Here is a 17,038-nt window from a genome sequence, read left to right on the forward strand (position 1 = left end):
TGCTACTCTCCCTGAATAACCCTGATATTAAATTAATGATATTGAGTGTTACCTAATTCTTTTTTTGTAAACCATCATTCTGTGTTTTCGGCGATACCAGATGACTTGGAGTCGCATTTTGAAGACCAGAAACAATAATATTGTCCTGGGGATCAATCCCTTTAAGAACTGCCCGCATTCCATTATTCAAACTGCCTGTCTCAATGCGTTTAAGCACTACGTAATTATTTGAATCGACAGTCAATACATACGCTCCTATCTGATCGTATTGAATAGAGGTATCCGGTATGGTTAGTTTTTTAGACGGTTCCGATACGGGAATGCGTACATTGACAAAAAGCCCAGGAACAAGATCAAGTTGTGCATTTTCCAATAGTGCTCTGAATTCCATGGTGCCTGTTGATGAATTCAAGCCTGTATTGACGAAATCCAATGAGCCTTTATGGGGAAAATCAGTTTCTGATTGCAATCCGACAAAAACAGGTACTTTGGGGAGAGAGGAGGCCTTTAATCCTCTTTTCTTGGCCGCTGCACGTATTTTGAGTAAATCCAGTTCATTGAGGTATATATAAACGTATATGGGCTTGATTTGTTCTATTGTAGCCAGTTTAGTTGCAGTGCCATTTCCTACGAGGTTACCTGGATCGACTAAATGACGTCCAATACGTCCATCAAATGGAGCAAGTACATGAGTGTAACTGTAAGTAATCGCAGCATTTTTGGCATCGGCCTCTGCTTTGTCAATTTCTGCTTTGGCCTCATCTTTTTTAGAGGCCCATTTTTCAACGCTTTTTAATGAAGTGGCGTTTTGTTTGTACATCAGTTGTTGGCGTTCGTATTCTGTTTTGGCATAAGCATATGCTGCCTTTTGTGCTGCTACTGTAGCTTCAGCAGCTTTAAGTTGTTCGTAGTAGGGTTCAGGTTCTATAACAAACAACTCTTGTCCCTTTTTAACATAGGTGCCGTCTACAAATTTTTGTGAATCAAGATACCCATCAACTCTGGCAACCAAATCAACCGAATTATAGGCAACAGTGTTTCCCGTCTGGGTGATGTACTCGGTTACTTCCATTAGTTTGGGTTTTTGGATGATAACGACCGGAGGAGGAGGGCTTGGCGTGTTGCTCTTGTGTGGGTGCATTACAAGATAGATAACACAAAGGATGGCTAATCCAATTGCTGCTTTTTTTAATAATTGCGATTTATTATCTAAATTCATAAAAATTACCAGGTTGGTAGATAAAGTTGTTTTATTTGTTGTTTGTTTGTTACTGGTTTTTGATGATTCGATTGTTTAAGTAAACTACCCCAATTGGTTCGCTCAGCCATTTCATTTTTTACCTGACTAGAAACAATATCATTACCATTTCGTATTTGCCAGCCACCGCCAAGTGAACGATATAGTGCTACCAAAGAGAGAGAGACGTCTCCCTTTGCTTTAGTCAATGAAGTCTGAACACGAAGTTGCTGCTGTTCTGCATTGAGAACGGTAGTGTAATCAGACTCTCCTTCTTTATAACGGATTATCGCTAATTTGGTTGATTGGATTGCTGATCCATTGGCTCGGGTCAGTAAATATTCTGTTTTTTGAGATTCGATGTATTGAGTAATATTATCTTGTACTTCTTGTTGAACTTTTAACACAAGATTCAAATAATTTAATAATGCTTGTTGGAATACGGCATCCTGCACACGGACCGAGTTTGTAATTTGGCCATAATTTAAGAATGGCCATATGATAGAAGGGCCTGCAGTAATGGTTCGATTTGACCAGTTAAACAGATCACTGATCGAAGTGCTGCCTATATTGTTTGACGAAAATGAAAAGGAACCGTTTAATGACAGAGAAGGAAAGAGGTTCGCTTTAATCGCGCCTATGGCTTCGGATTGAGCAATAGCCTCCATTCTTGCCTGGTAAATATCTGGCCTTCGTGCAACGGCTTCTTTAGGTATACCTACTGCAACACGGGCAGAGGCTTTAGGAATACCATGACTTTTTTGGATCAAGGCATCTACTTTATCTGGAGTTGTACCTAATAAAACACCCAACACATCTTTTTGATGTTGCAGTTCACTAATCAGTTGAGGTAGTTTTGATTGTGTTTCAGCCAATTCTGTTTCTGCTTGCTCCACATCAAGCAAACTGGTTTGTCCACCTTTATAACGAGCTTTAGCAATTCGCAAGCTTGATGTCTGAACCTGAATATTTGTTTTGGTTATTTTAATTAGTTCTTCCTGGGTACGAATATTTATGAAGGCACTGGCAATATCGGCGGTGAGAGTAACTAATGCTTGATCGTAAGCGGCTAAAGATGCAAGAAACGCTGCATCATTTGAGCGAATGGCTCTGCGGTATTTACCCCAAAAGTCGAGTTCCCAGCTTGCAGAAAAGCCTAGAGATGCAGTCAGGAAATTTGGCGGTAAAACATTTTGTAATTGACTGCCGCCAATCCGCCAATAGGTATAGCTTCCATTGAGTTCTTGTTGCTGAGGATACAGCTCTCCAACTGATTGAGCGAGTTGAGCTCGGGCTTGTAGTACGCGTACCCCCGCAATTTGCAATGACAGATTGTTTTTGTATCCATTCTGGATTAATGAGGTTAATGTCTGATCATGGAATACATTCCACCAATTCGCATTTTGAATTGGCGCTTGTTTTACTGACGGGTTGTTTTCCAGCCAATGTTCAGCAATTTTTTTTTGAGGCTCTTTAAAATTAGGTCCAACCATACAGGAGCTAAGCAAAAAGCAAATGATTACTGTTAGAGTCCTCAACATAAGTATCTGAATATCCCTATAGAATTATGGGTGTTCACCACATCTTTTTCTGTCACTTGATGCAATGTGACCTACCAGTACTTCTTCAAAGAGAAAATGAGCCTTTGCTCATTGGTTGTATATTACTTTTTGCAAGAGTACTCGTAAGATAATAACGATGAATGCTCCTTGGAACAAGTCATTTAGGCAATGAATTTTGATTTTGCTTTTATTTAAAAACATGCCGTCCATTCATTCATGCTGCATCTTGAGGCAGTAGATTAAACTTTATTTGATAGGGTTCGCTAGATAGGTTGGTCCTTGGCCCTTAGCCTGACGGCTATGAGCCAAGGACCAACCTTAAAAGTGAGGAGATCTCGGGAGTTGTTCGCAGTAAATAGGTCTGAAAAGAATGAAATATCAACAGCTTCAAGTGTTCCTCACTTTTAAAAAAGGTATTTTAATTAGGTCGTGAGGAACAATGGTCATTACATCCTAAAGTTTGGCTCTGATTTGGAGGAGACTATCCGATGCTTTTAATAATTGAGATTCAGACTTAAAAAAGCCAAATTTAGTATCTTGATAAAACTTCACTTCGCCTGTAGAAATATCATGATTTCCTCCAATGATTCCGCATTTTCCTTTTTCAATCAGTTTTTTTAATATAGTGCTACGCTCCATAACTGCATGCACCGTTTTGCGCACATTAATAGCGGTCACTTTTTCAACAAACTCTTCATTATTTGAGGTACGGTCTTCGATTACTGTCTGTTCCGCATTAACCGCAGGTTGAATCTTGGTTAACAATGCAGTCAAATGACCCATTTCTACATGATCACAGGCACCCTTAATGGCACCACACTTGGTATGACCCAATACGACTATGATTTTGGCGCCGGCAATTTTACAGGCAAACTCCATACTGCCTAGAACATCTTCGTTAATTATAGTTCCAGCAATGCGTACGCTAAATACATCACCCAAACCTTGGTCAAAAATCAATTCAACTGAAGTTCTTGAATCAATACAACTTAAAATAATTGCAAAAGGATGCTGTCCATCAGAGGTTTCATTGGCTTGTTGCAGCAGGTTGCGATTAATTTTTAGGTTATTGATGAATCGTTTATTGCCTTCTTGTAATAAATGTAAGGCAATTACGGGGGTAATCGCTTCTTGCATTTCTTTAGTCAATGTTTTCATTGTTTATCCTTATATAGACGATCTGGAGTGTGGTTCCATAGGGTTTTCACTTCATTAACTGCAGATCGGATGGTTTCATCTGATTTTAATCCTCCTTCAAGATAGGTCAGTCCTTGAAGAAGCCAATCAGCTAATTCTGGTTGTACCAATTGATAAAAAACCTGATTTCCATTTTTGCGTTGTTTGACTACCTTATGGGCTCTGAGTGTGGCAAGGTGTTGTGATACTACAGAGTGACTTGTTCCTAAAATAGTTTGTAAGCTATTGACGTTTTGCTCTCCGGTTTGGAGTTCTTCAATGATTCGTATTCGGTGTTGATGAGCAATAGCACTTAAGAACTCTGCCATTTTCTCTGAAATTAATGCTCTGGCTGGCATAATAAGTTCCAGTGTGTGTATATTAGAATATTTTAATATACTAAACTAACTTTACAACTGAATTTTAGTTTTTTTGTAACTACCCATGTCATCCCGAACGCACTGCATTGGTGTCCGGGAGAATTGAGCTTCTTTCGATCCAATCCCCTCTCTGCCACGCATAGCGTGGGGAAGAGGGTTTAGGGTGAGGGGGTAAAATCCTTGCGCGCAAAAGCGCGCTCATTATTAAGGTTTTTTTGTCACAGGCTTAAAAAATAATTATTCTTGTTTGGTGATTTTTCGATTAGGGATTTGAGTTTCTAACTTTGAAAGTACGGAGTGCCACTTGATGAGCAAGGATGGATTCGTTATTCGCTTTTGCTCATTCCTCACCGCTTTGCGGCGCGCTGAAGCGCGTCCAAAATGCTTCGCCGCGCTACGCGCTCTTCGCTGCGCATTTTGTCGAACCTCATCGGTTCGAACCCTTCCGGGAAACGAAGTCTTATTCTTGTTTGGTGGTTTTTCGATTTGGGTTTTGTTATTTTAATTGATAATGGCGCGCCCGGAAGGATTCGAACCTCCGACCCTTTGGTTCGTAGCCAAATACTCTATCCAACTGAGCTACGGGCGCGTTGATTGGCGGAGAGAGAGGGATTCGAACCCTCGATGGGATTTCTCCCATACTCCCTTAGCAGGGGAGCGCCTTCGACCACTCGGCCATCTCTCCAATCAATGGTTGCGGAGTATATCAGGTATTTGGACTTCGTCAATAATTCTTTAGATTTTAGTGAATAAATTTATAGTGAAGCGCGCAAAATATTCTTTATGTTCAACAAATTTACATGTCATATGATTTTGCCAGAATCTATGTTATTACATATCAATCACTCATTATTGTGTCATGAAATCATGTGGTATTTTAAATTTCTTGAACATCTGGCCGCGTCTATTTGTGTGTCCGAGGCTCGTAAAGCCGTCTTGTTTATTAAGCAACTAATCACTTTGGTTAAAAGAGAAATTTATGCAGATAATGAGTTTGAACCATTGTTTATATTGGGTCTGGTAAAGGATATTTTTAATTTTTTAAAATCCAGTAAAAATAAAGACATCACTTTAAGTCAGTTTGCCCAAAGATGTGTGGGGCTTGTTATTCTTCATGCCAAGAGCTCCGATGAGGAGGCGATATTCAGCATTGATTTTATAGATGTTTTAAAGGATAAAACTATTTTCAATGCCCTGAATATCAGTAAAGAACTGGCAGTGTTAAGGGAAGAATATCTTGATGGAACATGCGAAAGTGACTCTGTTTTATCCTCTTCCGATCTGAGATCGATTAATGAATATATTGCCAATAGATCACTGCTTATAGATTACACTTTGAATAACATGCTAAGACAGATTGAGAAAAAAACGTTCGCTGATTTGAACTATGTTGTTAGTGTCGATCTCAATTACTTGCAACACGTACTGTTTGCTCTGAGTAATCAACAAAAACATCCTGTACCAGTATTAAAAAGCCTTCATTCCTTTTTATTGGTTTTAGAACATAAAGACTCGCGATTAGATGAATTAATTCATTCAATTGAGAATGAAATTAAAATAAGGGAGCAGTCAGAGAAAGGTTTATTAAGTGCTTTTTTATCTACTTTATTCTACAGGCCTTCTCATGAGTACTGTTCTCGAACTTTTAAGTCAGAAAGCGAAAATAAAGACAATTGTTTAACTAAGGCCATCGGACTAAATTAAGGGAATACTTATCAGCTAAGGCTCGATCCTAAATGCATCCTGAAGAACAAAAGCACTCAAAAACCAATGGTAGGATCGGAGTTAAATTAAATTGATGGTGATAGACCAATGATTTATTTTCTTATAAAAATCAATGAAAAATTTCCAAATTTAAAGGATTACTGCTAATCTTTGTGTCTATTAATATTAAGTTAATACCTGTAATTCAGGCCCGGATAAGGAGGACTAATGAAACAGCAGTCGAATTTAAGTGGTCGAGATGTATATGTGGTTGATGGGAGTCGAACACCGTTTCTCAAAGCCAAAGGAATTGGTCCCTTTACGGGTTCTGACCTGGCCGTTGCTGCCGGAATGACCTTATTGAACAGACAACCTTTTTCTCCATCAGACTTGGATGAAGTCATCATTGGTAGTGCCATGCCAGGCCCCGATGAAGCGAATATAGCCCGTGTCGTTGCTTTACGATTGGGATGTGGTGATAAAGTACCTGCATTTACCGTTATGAGAAACTGTGCATCCGGAATGCAAGCTCTCGATAATGCAGCAATGCAAATTGCCAATGGCCGTAGCAATTTGGTTTTGGCTGGGGGTACAGATGCCATGAGTCATGCTCCATTACTTTTTAATCAAAAAATGGCAGGCTGGCTTGCAAATTGGTACTCAGCAAAAAGTATGGGGCAAAAAGTTGGATTGATTTCTCAATTCAGGCCATCTTATCTAGCTCCTGTAATTGCATTGCTCAGGGGACTAACGGATCCTATTGTTGGTCTCAATATGGGGCAAACCGCTGAAAAAGTAGCCTACAGATTTAATCTTACTCGAGAGCAAATGGATGAGTTTGCAGTGCAGAGCCATTTAAAACTCGCAGCGGCTTATAACGAAAACAGAATGACCGAGGTAGCGCCTATTATCGATTCTAAAGGTAAAGTCTACCCTCAGGACGATGGAGTTCGCGCTGATTCGACTGTTGAAAAATTAGCTAAATTAAAGCCTTTCTTTGATAAAAAATACGGTATGGTGACCGCTGGGAATAGTTCTCAAATAACCGATGGTGCCTGTTTATTGTTACTGGCCAGTGCGGATGCTGTAAAAAAATATAACTTAAAGGTTCTTGGTAAAATTGTGGATTCTCAATGGTCTGCTCTGGATCCATCGCAAATGGGTTTGGGTCCTGTTCATGCAGTTACCCCAATATTGTTACGCCATAAATTAAAACCTCAGGATATCGATTGCTGGGAAATAAATGAGGCATTTGCAGCACAGGTTTTAGGATGTGTAGCAGCATGGAATGATGAAGAATATTGCAAAACTCAACTGGGATTATCTGAAGCTATGGGTGGCCCATCAATGGATAGATTGAATAGTGAGGGTGGGGCCATAGCGGCTGGTCATCCCATTGGAGCCAGTGGTGCACGTATTGTCCTGCATACACTAAAATCAATGGAACAAAGAAATGAGTCCCGGGGTATGGCTTCCATATGCATTGGCGGTGGTCAAGGTGGTGCTATGTATCTTGAACGAGTGACTGAGGTGAAAGGACATGAATAATTACAAACATTGGGATCTTCAACGAGATAAAGATGCAATTTTATGGTTAGGCATTAACAGAAAAGATGCGGCCATTAATAGCATTAATGAAGAAGTACTGGATGAATTAAATAGCCTCTTACAAGAAATCGCTCAGGATAAAAAAGCTATTGGATTAGTAATTTATTCACTAAAAGAAAAAGGCTTTATCGCTGGTGCTGATGTTAATGCATTCTCTCAATTTGAAAATGCTGCCCAGGCAGTAGATTTTTTACAGAAAGGTCAAGCTGTATTTTCTCGATTACAAAATTTATCGATTCCAACGGTAGCAATGATTAATGGTTTTTGCATGGGTGGTGGTTTTGAGTTAGCCCTTGCGTGTACCTACCGTATTGCAACGGATGAACAAGATACTCGTATCGGTTTGCCTGAAGTGATGTTAGGTATTCATCCCGGCTGGGGAGGAACCGTTCGATTACCTCAACTGATCGGTGGTTTTAAAGCCTTATCACAAGTAATTCTTACTGGCAGTGGAATCTCTGCTTCGCGAGCAAAAAGTCTTGGTATGATTGATGAAGTAGTTCCAGTAAGACAATTGAAAAGATCGGCTGAGTATTTTATCAAGAATAAACCCCCCAAGCATAAACCATCTTTTATTGATGGATTAACAAACAGTACCTGGTTGAGAAAACCTATTGCTTATCTGCTCCGTTACAATGTCGCGAAACGTGTTCGTAAAGAACATTATCCAGCGCCTTATGCTGTAATTGATCTTTGGGAGAAAGAGGGTGGTTTTGGTGACAGAGCTTATTTGAAAGAAGCAGATTCAGTAGAACAACTTGTTTCTAATGGAGATACTTCTAAAAATCTGATTCGTGCCTTTCATTTGCGTGAGCGATTAAAAGGCTTTGCGAAGGACAGCACGTTCAAAGCAAAGCACGTCCATGTTATTGGCGCTGGAGTTATGGGTGGTGATATTGCAGCCTGGTGTGCTTTACGCGGCATTCATGTTACCTTGCAAGATAAAACTCATGCTCAAATAGCGCCTGCAATTGGAAGAGCTTATGCGCTTTATAAGAAAAAATTGCGTAAACCTCGTTTAATACAAGCAGCAATGGATAATCTGGTTCCTGATCCTGAGGGATATGGTATTGCTAAAGCAGATGTCATTATCGAGGCAGTATTCGAGAATCTGGTAGTCAAACAAGACATTATGAAATCTGTTGAAAAGGCAGCCAAGAAAGATGCCATTATTGCTACGAATACGTCCAGCATTCCCTTGGATGAAATTAGCTCTGTCATGGCGGATCCGAAACGTTTGGTAGGAATACATTTTTTTAATCCTGTTGCTAAAATGGATCTGGTTGAAATCGTAAGCAGTTCAACCACTGCCAAGAAAGTTCAGCACAACTCGTGTGCTTTTGTTGGTCAAATTGGGAAGCTCCCATTACCTGTGAAATCCAGTCCTGGATTTTTGGTAAACCGAGTGTTGATGCCTTATTTAATGGAGTGTGTTCAACTCCTGGATGAAGGCTATAGCGGGGAAACTATTGATGAAGCAGCCCTTGAATTTGGAATGTTCATGGGGCCTGTTGAGTTAGCGGATACTGTTGGCATGGATGTATGTCTTGCAGTAGCTGAAAATCTCACCAGCCATTTTGGTGGAACTGTTCCTCAGAAATTACGCGATATGGTTAAAGCAGGAAAACTGGGTCGTAAAACAGGAGAAGGGTTTTATCAGTATAAGAAAGGCAAAGCAGTTAAAAAACGTCCTGCTGCGACAATTGATAAAACAATTGCAGATCGATTAATCCTTAGAATGGTTAACGAGTCTGCGGCTTGTTTGCGTGAGGGGGTTGTAGCTGACTCTGATTTGCTTGATGCTGGGATGATATTCGCAACTGGCTTTGCTCCATTTCGTGGTGGCCCAATGAACTATGCCAATGATTTCGGTAAAGACAAGCTGGAAACTTTATTTAAAACATTTGAATCGAAATATGGCGAACGTTTTAAAGTGGATACCAGTTTATAACCATATTTGAACAAGGCAACGCTTGTGTCCGTTGCCTTGTTAATTCACAGTAATTTGCGCATTAATCCTGGTTATGAGCTGCTAATGCTAAACAATAAATTATTGCTATTCTTTTTTTCAATTCTTTCTCTATTTGTGAAATGTTCTTACACCGCAACTTTTGTTTTATCTGCTTCAGGTGATGTTGTGGGAGAAATTCACTATTCCTATTCAAAGAGTGATGAGTCTATCGATGAGGTAGGGCGCCGATTTGGCCTCGGTTATTATGAAATGGTTAGAGCGAACCCCCAGGCTGATCCCGTTCACTCGCTGCCAGCTCATACTCGTTTAATTATTCCTTCTCAATACATTATTCCCGATGTGCCCAGAACAGGTATTGTTATTAATCTTGCTGAATATCGCTTGTATTATTTTCCTGACGATGAGAATGTTGTTGTTACTTTTCCTGTAGGGATAGGTAAAGAAGGGTGGAATACTCCGGTGGGACTTACCCGAGTTACTCACAAAGTGATTAATCCAGTCTGGAGGCCTACGGCAAAAGTACGTGCTGCCGCGGAAGAGATTGGTGCACCATTGCCTGAAGTATTTCCTCCCGGACCGGATAATCCTCTTGGAAGGCATGCGTTACGTCTGGGGTGGCCTACTTTTCTTATTCATGGTACTAACAGAGCTGATGGAGTGGGCGCGCGAGTAAGTGCGGGATGTATTCGTATGCTGCCAGAAGATATAGAGCATCTTTATGAGTTGGTATCAACAGGTACACCAGTGCGAGTTATTAATGAACCTGTAAAGATTGGAACTCAAGATGGCATTAACTACATTCAAGTCCAACCTCCACTAAAAGGCCAATCAAATTCAAATCTTGAGAATTTAACTAAAATTTTACTAACTAAAAAGAACCAACACCAATTGAGTTCTTATAAAATAATTCAGAATGAGCTAGCAAATCCGACAGGAATTGTGAGGCAATTCAGCAAAGGCTAATTCGGTCCCTGGCCAGCTTTAGTAAATAAAATCCTGCTGCTGCCAGTATTAATCCACCAAAAATATCTATGGGATAATGCCAGCCCAATAGCACGCATGAGATAATGAGCAATACATTAATTATGAGCAAAATAGCACAGGGTAACATCCATTCTTTTAGTAAATAGACACAAAATATGGCCCATACCGTATGGAATGAAGGTAAAGCGATTAATCCTCCTTCATTTGTTGTCGGATTAATGTGATTATGTATTTGGTTGAATTTATACCCCGTAGCAATTTGTTCCGGTAAAAATAGTGAGCTGGACAGAATGCTGGCAGGAGCTGTTGTTGGAAAAAAATAATAAAATGTAAAACCTATAATTACTGTAACCAGCAATAGAAAATAATAATCTCTCAGAAGATAAAACTTGCCTGAAGCAATGATGAGCAGCGGGATGATACTCATCTGATAGTGTATGGAACTGTAAATGATGGTGAGCATTAACTTAAACCATTGATAATTATTTGTCCATTCCAATATACTAACCATGTTAATATTCAGTTTGGATTCGAACTGGACTATGTAGATATCTATAGGAGAAAATGGGGTCAGCTGCACGGCATTTGTAGCCAGTGCAATAAGACACATCACGAAAAAAAAATACAGTAATTCTTTACCAGAACGACTGGCTTTCGAATGTGCGCCGAAGTATACAAATAATCCCAAATAATTGATGCATAGGATTAAGGCAAGAACAGGGGTGCCTTCCGGGAAAAAGTTATTTCCCGGAAATTTAAATAAAAAGTGGTTGATGAGCAATACACAAAAAGATAAGCCAATTATCAAACATACGAGTAAGGGTATGGATCGATTGATATTATTCTGCATTGGAAAAATGTTAGTCTACTGCATTTAAAAGTTCTTTTTGTTTGATGGCATGGAAGATCTCTTCTCTATGTATATTGATAGTTCTGGGAGCTTCAACCCCAAATTTTATATTGCCATGCTCCTGAGTTTTGAAAGCAAGAATTTTTACAACGGTATCTCCAATGCGAATTATTAGTGGATCTTCAAATTGAAGAGATATAATATCCATCAAAAAACCTCATTATTTAATAATTAGTTATGTATTAAGGTTAACTGTAAATCTTTGCCTTTTAATATGTGGACGGTAACCTAATTCAGGGATGCTTGTCACTATAAATTCAGCCAAAATTAAAGAAATAATTTTACTTTTGATTTAATAGAAAACAAGTGTATCCAATATGAGCACAAAAGCCAGTGCAAGAACAGCGGGTTCGTACATAAGATAGATTGAGTATGCAATATATTAGGGTCTGTTGATATGCTCTCATTTTCCCTTATTTCCTGCGCTTTATGCATGAGAGCTCCTTACTTTTTAACCTTAGATTGGGCCTTGGCCCGAAATTTAATTGATTCGAATTTATAAATGATTTAGGAGCGATTAGACTTGCTCTGGTGCCTCATGTACATCAACCCGCTATTCCACTCAAAGCTTTTCAAACGTTTTAACCTGTAACTACCAATCAAATTTTATTAAATATCAGCTGTGAATTAATTTAAAAACAGAACTATTCATGTTTCATTTGTATATAGTTTATAAACCAGTTATAATTGGCAGCTTTTTAAACCTTGCCTTACTGGCTCAATGTAGAATCAGAAGGCTTTATCCACAAGGAGAAACCATGAGACATTACGAAATTATGTTTCTTGTGCACCCAGATCAAAGCGAACAAGTACCTGCAATGGTTGAACGCTACGAAGGGATCATAAGTAAACACAATGGCATTATTCACCGTAAAGAAGATCTGGGTCGTCGCCAGTTAGCATATCCAATAAACGATGTACATAAAGCGCATTACATTTTGCTAAACATCGAGTGTAATCTTGAAGCCCTGGAAGAAATTAAAAATGCATTTAAATTTAATGATGCAATTTTAAGAAATTTAATTACTGTTCAAAAACAAGCGATTACAAGTGAATCCGTGTTGATGAAGAAAGAAAAAGAAACCAGAACTGCTTAAGAGGAGAACATTGATGTCAGCTTATTTCCGTAGAAAAAAAATGTGCCGCTTCAGTGCTGAAGGTGGTAATGAAATTGATTATAAAGATATTAATTTATTAAAAAATTACATATCCGAAACAGGAAAGATAGTACCTAGCAGAATCACCGGTACTCAAACTCGTTTTCAAAGACAATTAGCCAAAGCAATCAAGCATGCTCGTTTCATTGGTTTATTGCCCTATTGTGACAGCCATAGATAATAATAATGATGCGTGCAGGCAATTTTATAACGAGACAAAGTAAAATAGTGCTTGAAAATAAACAGCAGGCGATAATGTTTGCTGTTATTTTTTCCATATTGCCTTTTGCTTCCTGGCTATCTGTTGCTCTTGTTTCTTTAGTTACCTTGAGAAAAGGGGCAAAACCTGGCTTTGAAGTAATGTTACCTGCGCTTGTGGTTCATTCTGTTCCGTTGTTGATGCTGGTGCCAGTAGAAAGTGCGATAATAAATACTCTGATAACTTATGTCCCCTGTTTTATAGCTGCGGTAACATTACGCGCTACAACCAGTTGGCAATCTGTTTTCGGTATCTTTTTTATACAAGCATTTATTGGATTTACCAGCCTTCAGCTTATTGCTCCGGATTTTGTTATTGGCCAGTTTGACCAGTTCAAACATCTGCTGGTTCAATTTCAGGAATACAATCAAATCCTAAACAGCAATACAGATGGCTTAAGTTCTTTTATTTTGGCTCAGCTCTTTTTTGGCTTGCAAATTTTAAGCGTGATTTTTTCTGCAATGATCTCCTTACTGTTTGCACGATCAATTCAGTCAAAGTTATTTTTGCCCGAGGGCTTTAAAACAGAAATACTGGAATTTCGTAGCGGAAGATTAGCCTTTTTAATTTTGGTGATGGTATCGATTGCATCGTATTTTGAAGTATCTTATGCGATTAATTTATTACCGCTTATTCTCGGTTATTTTTTGTTATCAGGTTTTTCTTTGGCATACTTTGCATTAGCACGCAAACGACAGGTAAGAGTAGTAATTTTATTATTTCTGATAATTTTATTAAAGCCTGCTTTTGTCCTGTTTGCATATATTGTTTTTGGCGTATTGGATAGTTTATTTAATTTTAGATTATATCTCCCAGCTAGGGTGAGAGAATCAACTTAAGGGGTTATTAAGATGGAAGTAATCTTATTAGAGAAAGTACGAAACCTGGGAAATCTGGGTGATAAAGTGAACGTAAAGTCAGGTTATGGTCGTAATTATTTGATTCCACAAAATAAAGCAGTTTTTGCTACAGAGAAAAGTATCGAGTTATTTGAAAAACGTCGTGCAGAACTTGAGAAAAAAGCACAACAAGCTTTAGCTCAGGCTGAGCAACGTGCTTCAAAAATAAACGATATTACTTTAGTGATTAGCGCTATGGCTAGTGATGAGGGTAAATTATACGGTTCTGTTGGCGTTAATGAAATTAAAGATGCTTTGGTAGAAAAAGCAATTGAAATCAGCAAGCGTGAAATTGTAATGCCAGAAGGCCCCTTGCATTCGATTGGTAACTATACTGTTGAAGTACATGTTCATAGCGATGTTATTGCTAATTTACAACTTGAAATTATTCCTGCTAAATAATCATTTATTAAATTAATGAGTAAAATCGCTTAATTTTTTATCTTTTCGATTTTAACTTGTGTGGTTAATACCGCACAAGTTTATCTTTTTTATAGCACTACTTTGATTATCATTTTATTCAATAAGTAAATTTACTTATCTATAATATCTTTTTTCAAATATCTCGGTGTGACTTTTTGGATTAAAGTGTTTATAATTAGGTCACATTAACTTCGAGCGCTGATATCATGCCAAAATTGAATGATAAAAAATTTAATCAAAAACTAAATGAGTTACGAACTGTAATCGCTGACATAAACAGAGAGAGATATACGGTAGGCACTAACAATGTTGAGAGACTCTCGATTTGGACGAATAAATTCACTCAGTTATCACAATATTTTGATCAATATCAACTCACTCAAGAACAAACACGACAATTACGTGATGTGAAAACATCCTATCCAAAAGAAGAGCGCAGTCCTTTGAATCAAAAAATCCGTAATCTTATGAGATTAAAAGAAGAGGCTGAACAACAAATTAAAGTTGACGCAGAAGCAAATGAGATTAAAGAACATGCAGCAAGAGAAAAAGTCCAATCAATTTTCCCTGCTGTACGCCAGGCAGCAGAACAAGTGTTAAAGGCTAATACCACGACCATCGATCAATCCCTCAATAGCTACAGACTCTTGTCTGCTGACTTACGAAGGGCTTTAGATTTACTACCTGTTAGAGAACGTGCAACGCAACACAGAGAGCTTTCCTCTATTGCAGAACAAGTCAATCGGCATATAGAACAAATTGATGAGCAGGATCGCCAGGTACGTAATCAAATCGCCTTGGCTGTTACAAAAGCACGAGAAACTGTTTCAAAAATGACAGTTCAAGATATGGTTGTTAGCCTTATCGGAGGAAGTTCCAAAGAAGAGCTAAGCGGTTTACTGGATAATACACGGATGAAAGCGATTACAGGTGCTGGAAGTAATGCAGGAGCTCTTGTGGTAGCGGATTTGCCTAAGACATCGCAAAATGAATTGATTCGAGTTCTTATGAATCAGTTAGCAAATACCAAATCAAGCAAGGCTGGTGTTTTAGGTCAAATTGTTAAAGCTATGGAAAAAGACGTGAATGCTTTGATGAATGGTGAGAAAACTCACTTATCCATCCTGTATGGTAATGGTAAACGTAAAGGCAATGTTGGCAGCGTTCATATTGATATTCGTGACTTCATCAGATCGCCTCAACAAACTCTTAATAGCATTTTCTTCCATTTATACAAACAAGGCTTAAGTGGAGAAGCAGGGCTGGTTATGTCATTAACTTCACCTGAAGAGGTAGGTGCTTTGCTGCAACTTCAGAATTTCGATATGCAAAGTGTTCCTGCTATTGAACATTTGGAAGATCTGACGGGTCTTGTGATGCAAAATGCGAAAAATCCACAAGTTTTATCTAAATTGATGAACAGAACGATCACTGAGCGTGCATTATTCACTGCTTTAAGTCAAACATTAGATGCTTCAAAAGGAAGACCTGGCTTCAAAGCTGAAGAAGTCATCAGTTTTATAGGCACTATGGCTGTGATGTTAGAGGCCGGTCGATTACTTGTTAGTACTCCTACAAAACAACAAAAAAAGGAGTTAGGGTTGGAAGGACTAACTGGAAGTATACAAGGCGCTATTCAGTATGTTCATGTTCCTTTATCAGGTACACCAGCTGTCACTACCTCAATTGCTCCAATGATTGAACCTTCAATACAAGGTTCAGCTGATATGAGTATTCCACCCGTGCTGAATGAACAGAAACAACCAGTTGAACCAAAAATTGATTTGTCAAAAGAACAGACTCAATTTAATCAATTGATGAAAGACTTATTGGCGATTCATACTCATTTGGACAAAAAATACAAAAATGGTGATACAAAATACAAAAGTGCAGCTGAGTTGGTTCAATTCGCTCATAGAGATTTGACGTACTTTGGTGATCAATTCTTCGCTAAGCCCAGCAAAGAGAGGCTTGTGCAGTTAACTAATACGATTAATCATTATACTTATGCCCTCGATCCCGTGCTAAAAATGCATCGTGGAAACTCCTTTGTAAGAGGTCTTGTTGCCACTTTAAAGGGTATATTGGGGGTTATTGCCGCGCTGACTATTGTACCCGCCTTGGTAGTTGAAGCGACAACCAGGAAAGGATATGCAGGTACTTTCTTCACTACTCCAGATACTGCTTCTGCAAAAGCATTTAAACCAGTTCAAGAAGGTTTATTAGAGCAGGAAAAAGAGATAGAGGCAAAAATAAAAGGTCCTCAATAAGGTTTAATATGTTTAAAAAGCTCGATTTTAAATTACCTCAAATCGAGCTTTTTAGGGCCTCTTTATTATGGACGTGTTTAATCGTTCGCAAACACCTCTTTAGCATAGCGTGTCTTTGAATCAGAAATAGCTAGAGATTGGGCTTTGGCTCGACAAAATCCATATCATGCTCCAAAGAGATTTGATGTATTGATGCACCAAGGCAAGCTCAATCACATTATTAGTTCGAATCAAAGAGTTGTCGGGCCAAGGCCCAACGGTTAGACAAGTGAGGATCTCTCAGACACAAGCCACATCCATACGGCTGAGTTGTCATTTAGATGAATGACTTGTCCGCGACATTCAAAGATCTTCTGGATGGCTTAAGCAATTCACGCGGTAATCCCCCCATTTTTAACCGACATCAAAAATAGAGAGTTAAGCAGCCACTAAAGCTAGTTTCTGCCTTGGTGTAATGCCACCGATAGCCATATTAGGTCTTTCATTATTATAAGACC

At 38.7% G+C, this 17,038-nt stretch carries 15 protein-coding genes and 2 tRNA genes; 9 read left to right on the top strand and 8 right to left on the bottom strand.

The window, feature by feature from the left end; translation table 11 throughout:
- Positions 1–52: 52 nt before the first annotated feature.
- The 6 genes from ELY21_RS10610 to ELY21_RS10635 form a co-directional block, all read right to left on the bottom strand.
- Entirely contained in the window at positions 53–1,219 is a 1,167-nt protein-coding gene (locus ELY21_RS10610) for an efflux RND transporter periplasmic adaptor subunit (protein WP_127109349.1), read from the bottom strand.
- Positions 1,220–1,224: 5 nt separating this feature from the next.
- Positions 1,225–2,778: an efflux transporter outer membrane subunit gene (locus tag ELY21_RS10615; RefSeq protein WP_127109351.1), complete on the bottom strand. Its 1,554-nt coding sequence runs from the start codon at positions 2,776–2,778 to the stop codon at positions 1,225–1,227.
- A 474-nt stretch (positions 2,779–3,252) separates the two neighbouring features.
- Positions 3,253–3,957 (bottom strand): carbonic anhydrase family protein, encoded by a 705-nt coding sequence (locus tag ELY21_RS10620; protein ID WP_127109353.1) that lies wholly within the window; start codon positions 3,955–3,957, stop codon positions 3,253–3,255.
- Entirely contained in the window at positions 3,954–4,334 is a 381-nt protein-coding gene (locus ELY21_RS10625; protein ID WP_127109355.1) for a helix-turn-helix transcriptional regulator, read from the bottom strand. Before ELY21_RS10625 ends, ELY21_RS10620 begins: the two co-directional genes overlap by 4 nt.
- A gap of 533 nt (positions 4,335–4,867) precedes the next feature.
- Positions 4,868–4,944: transfer RNA gene (locus ELY21_RS10630), tRNA-Arg, on the bottom strand.
- 6 nt (positions 4,945–4,950) lie between these two features.
- Positions 4,951–5,040, bottom strand: a tRNA-Ser gene (locus ELY21_RS10635).
- 182 nt (positions 5,041–5,222) lie between these two features.
- On the opposite strand from ELY21_RS10635, the gene ELY21_RS10640 reads away from it, so the two are divergent.
- From ELY21_RS10640 to ELY21_RS10655, 4 genes are all read left to right on the top strand, one after another.
- Positions 5,223–6,059 carry a hypothetical protein gene (locus ELY21_RS10640; RefSeq protein WP_127109357.1) on the top strand — a complete coding sequence of 279 codons (837 nt, stop codon included), beginning with the start codon at positions 5,223–5,225 and terminating at the stop codon, positions 6,057–6,059.
- Between the two features lie 228 nt (positions 6,060–6,287).
- On the top strand, positions 6,288–7,607 hold the full coding sequence (locus ELY21_RS10645; protein ID WP_127109359.1) for an acetyl-CoA C-acetyltransferase: 1,320 nt from the start codon (positions 6,288–6,290) through the stop codon (positions 7,605–7,607).
- Positions 7,600–9,618 carry a 3-hydroxyacyl-CoA dehydrogenase NAD-binding domain-containing protein gene (locus ELY21_RS10650; protein ID WP_127109361.1) on the top strand — a complete coding sequence of 673 codons (2,019 nt, stop codon included), beginning with the start codon at positions 7,600–7,602 and terminating at the stop codon, positions 9,616–9,618. Before ELY21_RS10645 ends, ELY21_RS10650 begins: the two co-directional genes overlap by 8 nt.
- 84 nt (positions 9,619–9,702) lie before the next feature.
- The gene (locus ELY21_RS10655) at positions 9,703–10,602 is read left to right on the top strand and encodes a L,D-transpeptidase family protein (RefSeq protein ID WP_127109363.1); all 900 of its coding nucleotides are present in this window, start codon (positions 9,703–9,705) and stop codon (positions 10,600–10,602) included.
- On the opposite strand, the gene ELY21_RS10660 is transcribed toward ELY21_RS10655, so the two are convergent.
- Both ELY21_RS10660 and ELY21_RS10665 read right to left on the bottom strand, forming a co-directional pair.
- Positions 10,589–11,473, bottom strand: coding sequence for a phosphatase PAP2 family protein (locus ELY21_RS10660; protein WP_127109365.1), 885 nt, complete (start codon positions 11,471–11,473; stop codon positions 10,589–10,591). The genes ELY21_RS10655 and ELY21_RS10660 overlap by 14 nt on opposite strands.
- A 10-nt stretch (positions 11,474–11,483) precedes the next feature.
- The gene (locus ELY21_RS10665) at positions 11,484–11,681 is read right to left on the bottom strand and encodes a carbon storage regulator (protein WP_028384724.1); all 198 of its coding nucleotides are present in this window, start codon (positions 11,679–11,681) and stop codon (positions 11,484–11,486) included.
- 610 nt (positions 11,682–12,291) lie between these two features.
- Between ELY21_RS10665 and rpsF the strand changes: the two genes are divergently transcribed.
- The 5 genes from rpsF (at position 12,292) to ELY21_RS10690 (ending at position 16,541) form a co-directional block, all read left to right on the top strand.
- Positions 12,292–12,630 (top strand): 30S ribosomal protein S6, encoded by a 339-nt coding sequence (gene rpsF, locus ELY21_RS10670; protein ID WP_028384723.1) that lies wholly within the window; start codon positions 12,292–12,294, stop codon positions 12,628–12,630.
- Positions 12,631–12,643: 13 nt separating this feature from the next.
- The gene (gene rpsR / locus ELY21_RS10675; RefSeq protein ID WP_018578206.1) at positions 12,644–12,871 is read left to right on the top strand and encodes a 30S ribosomal protein S18; all 228 of its coding nucleotides are present in this window, start codon (positions 12,644–12,646) and stop codon (positions 12,869–12,871) included.
- A gap of 5 nt (positions 12,872–12,876) precedes the next feature.
- Complete coding sequence (locus ELY21_RS10680; RefSeq protein WP_127109367.1) at positions 12,877–13,788, top strand: hypothetical protein; 912 nt, start codon at positions 12,877–12,879, stop codon at positions 13,786–13,788.
- 12 nt (positions 13,789–13,800) lie between these two features.
- Entirely contained in the window at positions 13,801–14,250 is a 450-nt protein-coding gene (gene rplI / locus ELY21_RS10685; RefSeq protein ID WP_127109369.1) for a 50S ribosomal protein L9, read from the top strand.
- A 227-nt stretch (positions 14,251–14,477) separates the two neighbouring features.
- Positions 14,478–16,541, top strand: coding sequence for a hypothetical protein (locus tag ELY21_RS10690; RefSeq protein WP_127109371.1), 2,064 nt, complete (start codon positions 14,478–14,480; stop codon positions 16,539–16,541).
- Positions 16,542–17,038 lie beyond the last annotated feature (497 nt).

The organism is Legionella sp. km535 (assembly GCF_003990085.1).
GTDB lineage: Bacteria > Pseudomonadota > Gammaproteobacteria > Legionellales > Legionellaceae > Legionella > Legionella moravica.

Excerpts from the sequence above, each read along its gene's own strand:
- ELY21_RS10610 (WP_127109349.1), bottom strand. The coding sequence starts at position 1,219 with ATGAATTTAGATAATAAATCGCAATTATTAAAAAAAGCAGCAATTGGA.
- ELY21_RS10615 (WP_127109351.1), bottom strand. The coding sequence starts at position 2,778 with ATGTTGAGGACTCTAACAGTAATCATTTGCTTTTTGCTTAGCTCCTGT.
- ELY21_RS10620 (WP_127109353.1), bottom strand. The coding sequence starts at position 3,957 with ATGAAAACATTGACTAAAGAAATGCAAGAAGCGATTACCCCCGTAATT.
- ELY21_RS10625 (WP_127109355.1), bottom strand. The coding sequence starts at position 4,334 with ATGCCAGCCAGAGCATTAATTTCAGAGAAAATGGCAGAGTTCTTAAGT.
- ELY21_RS10640 (WP_127109357.1), top strand. The coding sequence starts at position 5,223 with ATGTGGTATTTTAAATTTCTTGAACATCTGGCCGCGTCTATTTGTGTG.
- ELY21_RS10645 (WP_127109359.1), top strand. The coding sequence starts at position 6,288 with ATGAAACAGCAGTCGAATTTAAGTGGTCGAGATGTATATGTGGTTGAT.
- ELY21_RS10650 (WP_127109361.1), top strand. The coding sequence starts at position 7,600 with ATGAATAATTACAAACATTGGGATCTTCAACGAGATAAAGATGCAATT.
- ELY21_RS10655 (WP_127109363.1), top strand. The coding sequence starts at position 9,703 with ATGCTAAACAATAAATTATTGCTATTCTTTTTTTCAATTCTTTCTCTA.
- ELY21_RS10660 (WP_127109365.1), bottom strand. The coding sequence starts at position 11,473 with ATGCAGAATAATATCAATCGATCCATACCCTTACTCGTATGTTTGATA.
- ELY21_RS10665 (WP_028384724.1), bottom strand. The coding sequence starts at position 11,681 with ATGGATATTATATCTCTTCAATTTGAAGATCCACTAATAATTCGCATT.
- rpsF (WP_028384723.1), top strand. The coding sequence starts at position 12,292 with ATGAGACATTACGAAATTATGTTTCTTGTGCACCCAGATCAAAGCGAA.
- rpsR (WP_018578206.1), top strand. The coding sequence starts at position 12,644 with ATGTCAGCTTATTTCCGTAGAAAAAAAATGTGCCGCTTCAGTGCTGAA.
- ELY21_RS10680 (WP_127109367.1), top strand. The coding sequence starts at position 12,877 with ATGATGCGTGCAGGCAATTTTATAACGAGACAAAGTAAAATAGTGCTT.
- rplI (WP_127109369.1), top strand. The coding sequence starts at position 13,801 with ATGGAAGTAATCTTATTAGAGAAAGTACGAAACCTGGGAAATCTGGGT.
- ELY21_RS10690 (WP_127109371.1), top strand. The coding sequence starts at position 14,478 with ATGCCAAAATTGAATGATAAAAAATTTAATCAAAAACTAAATGAGTTA.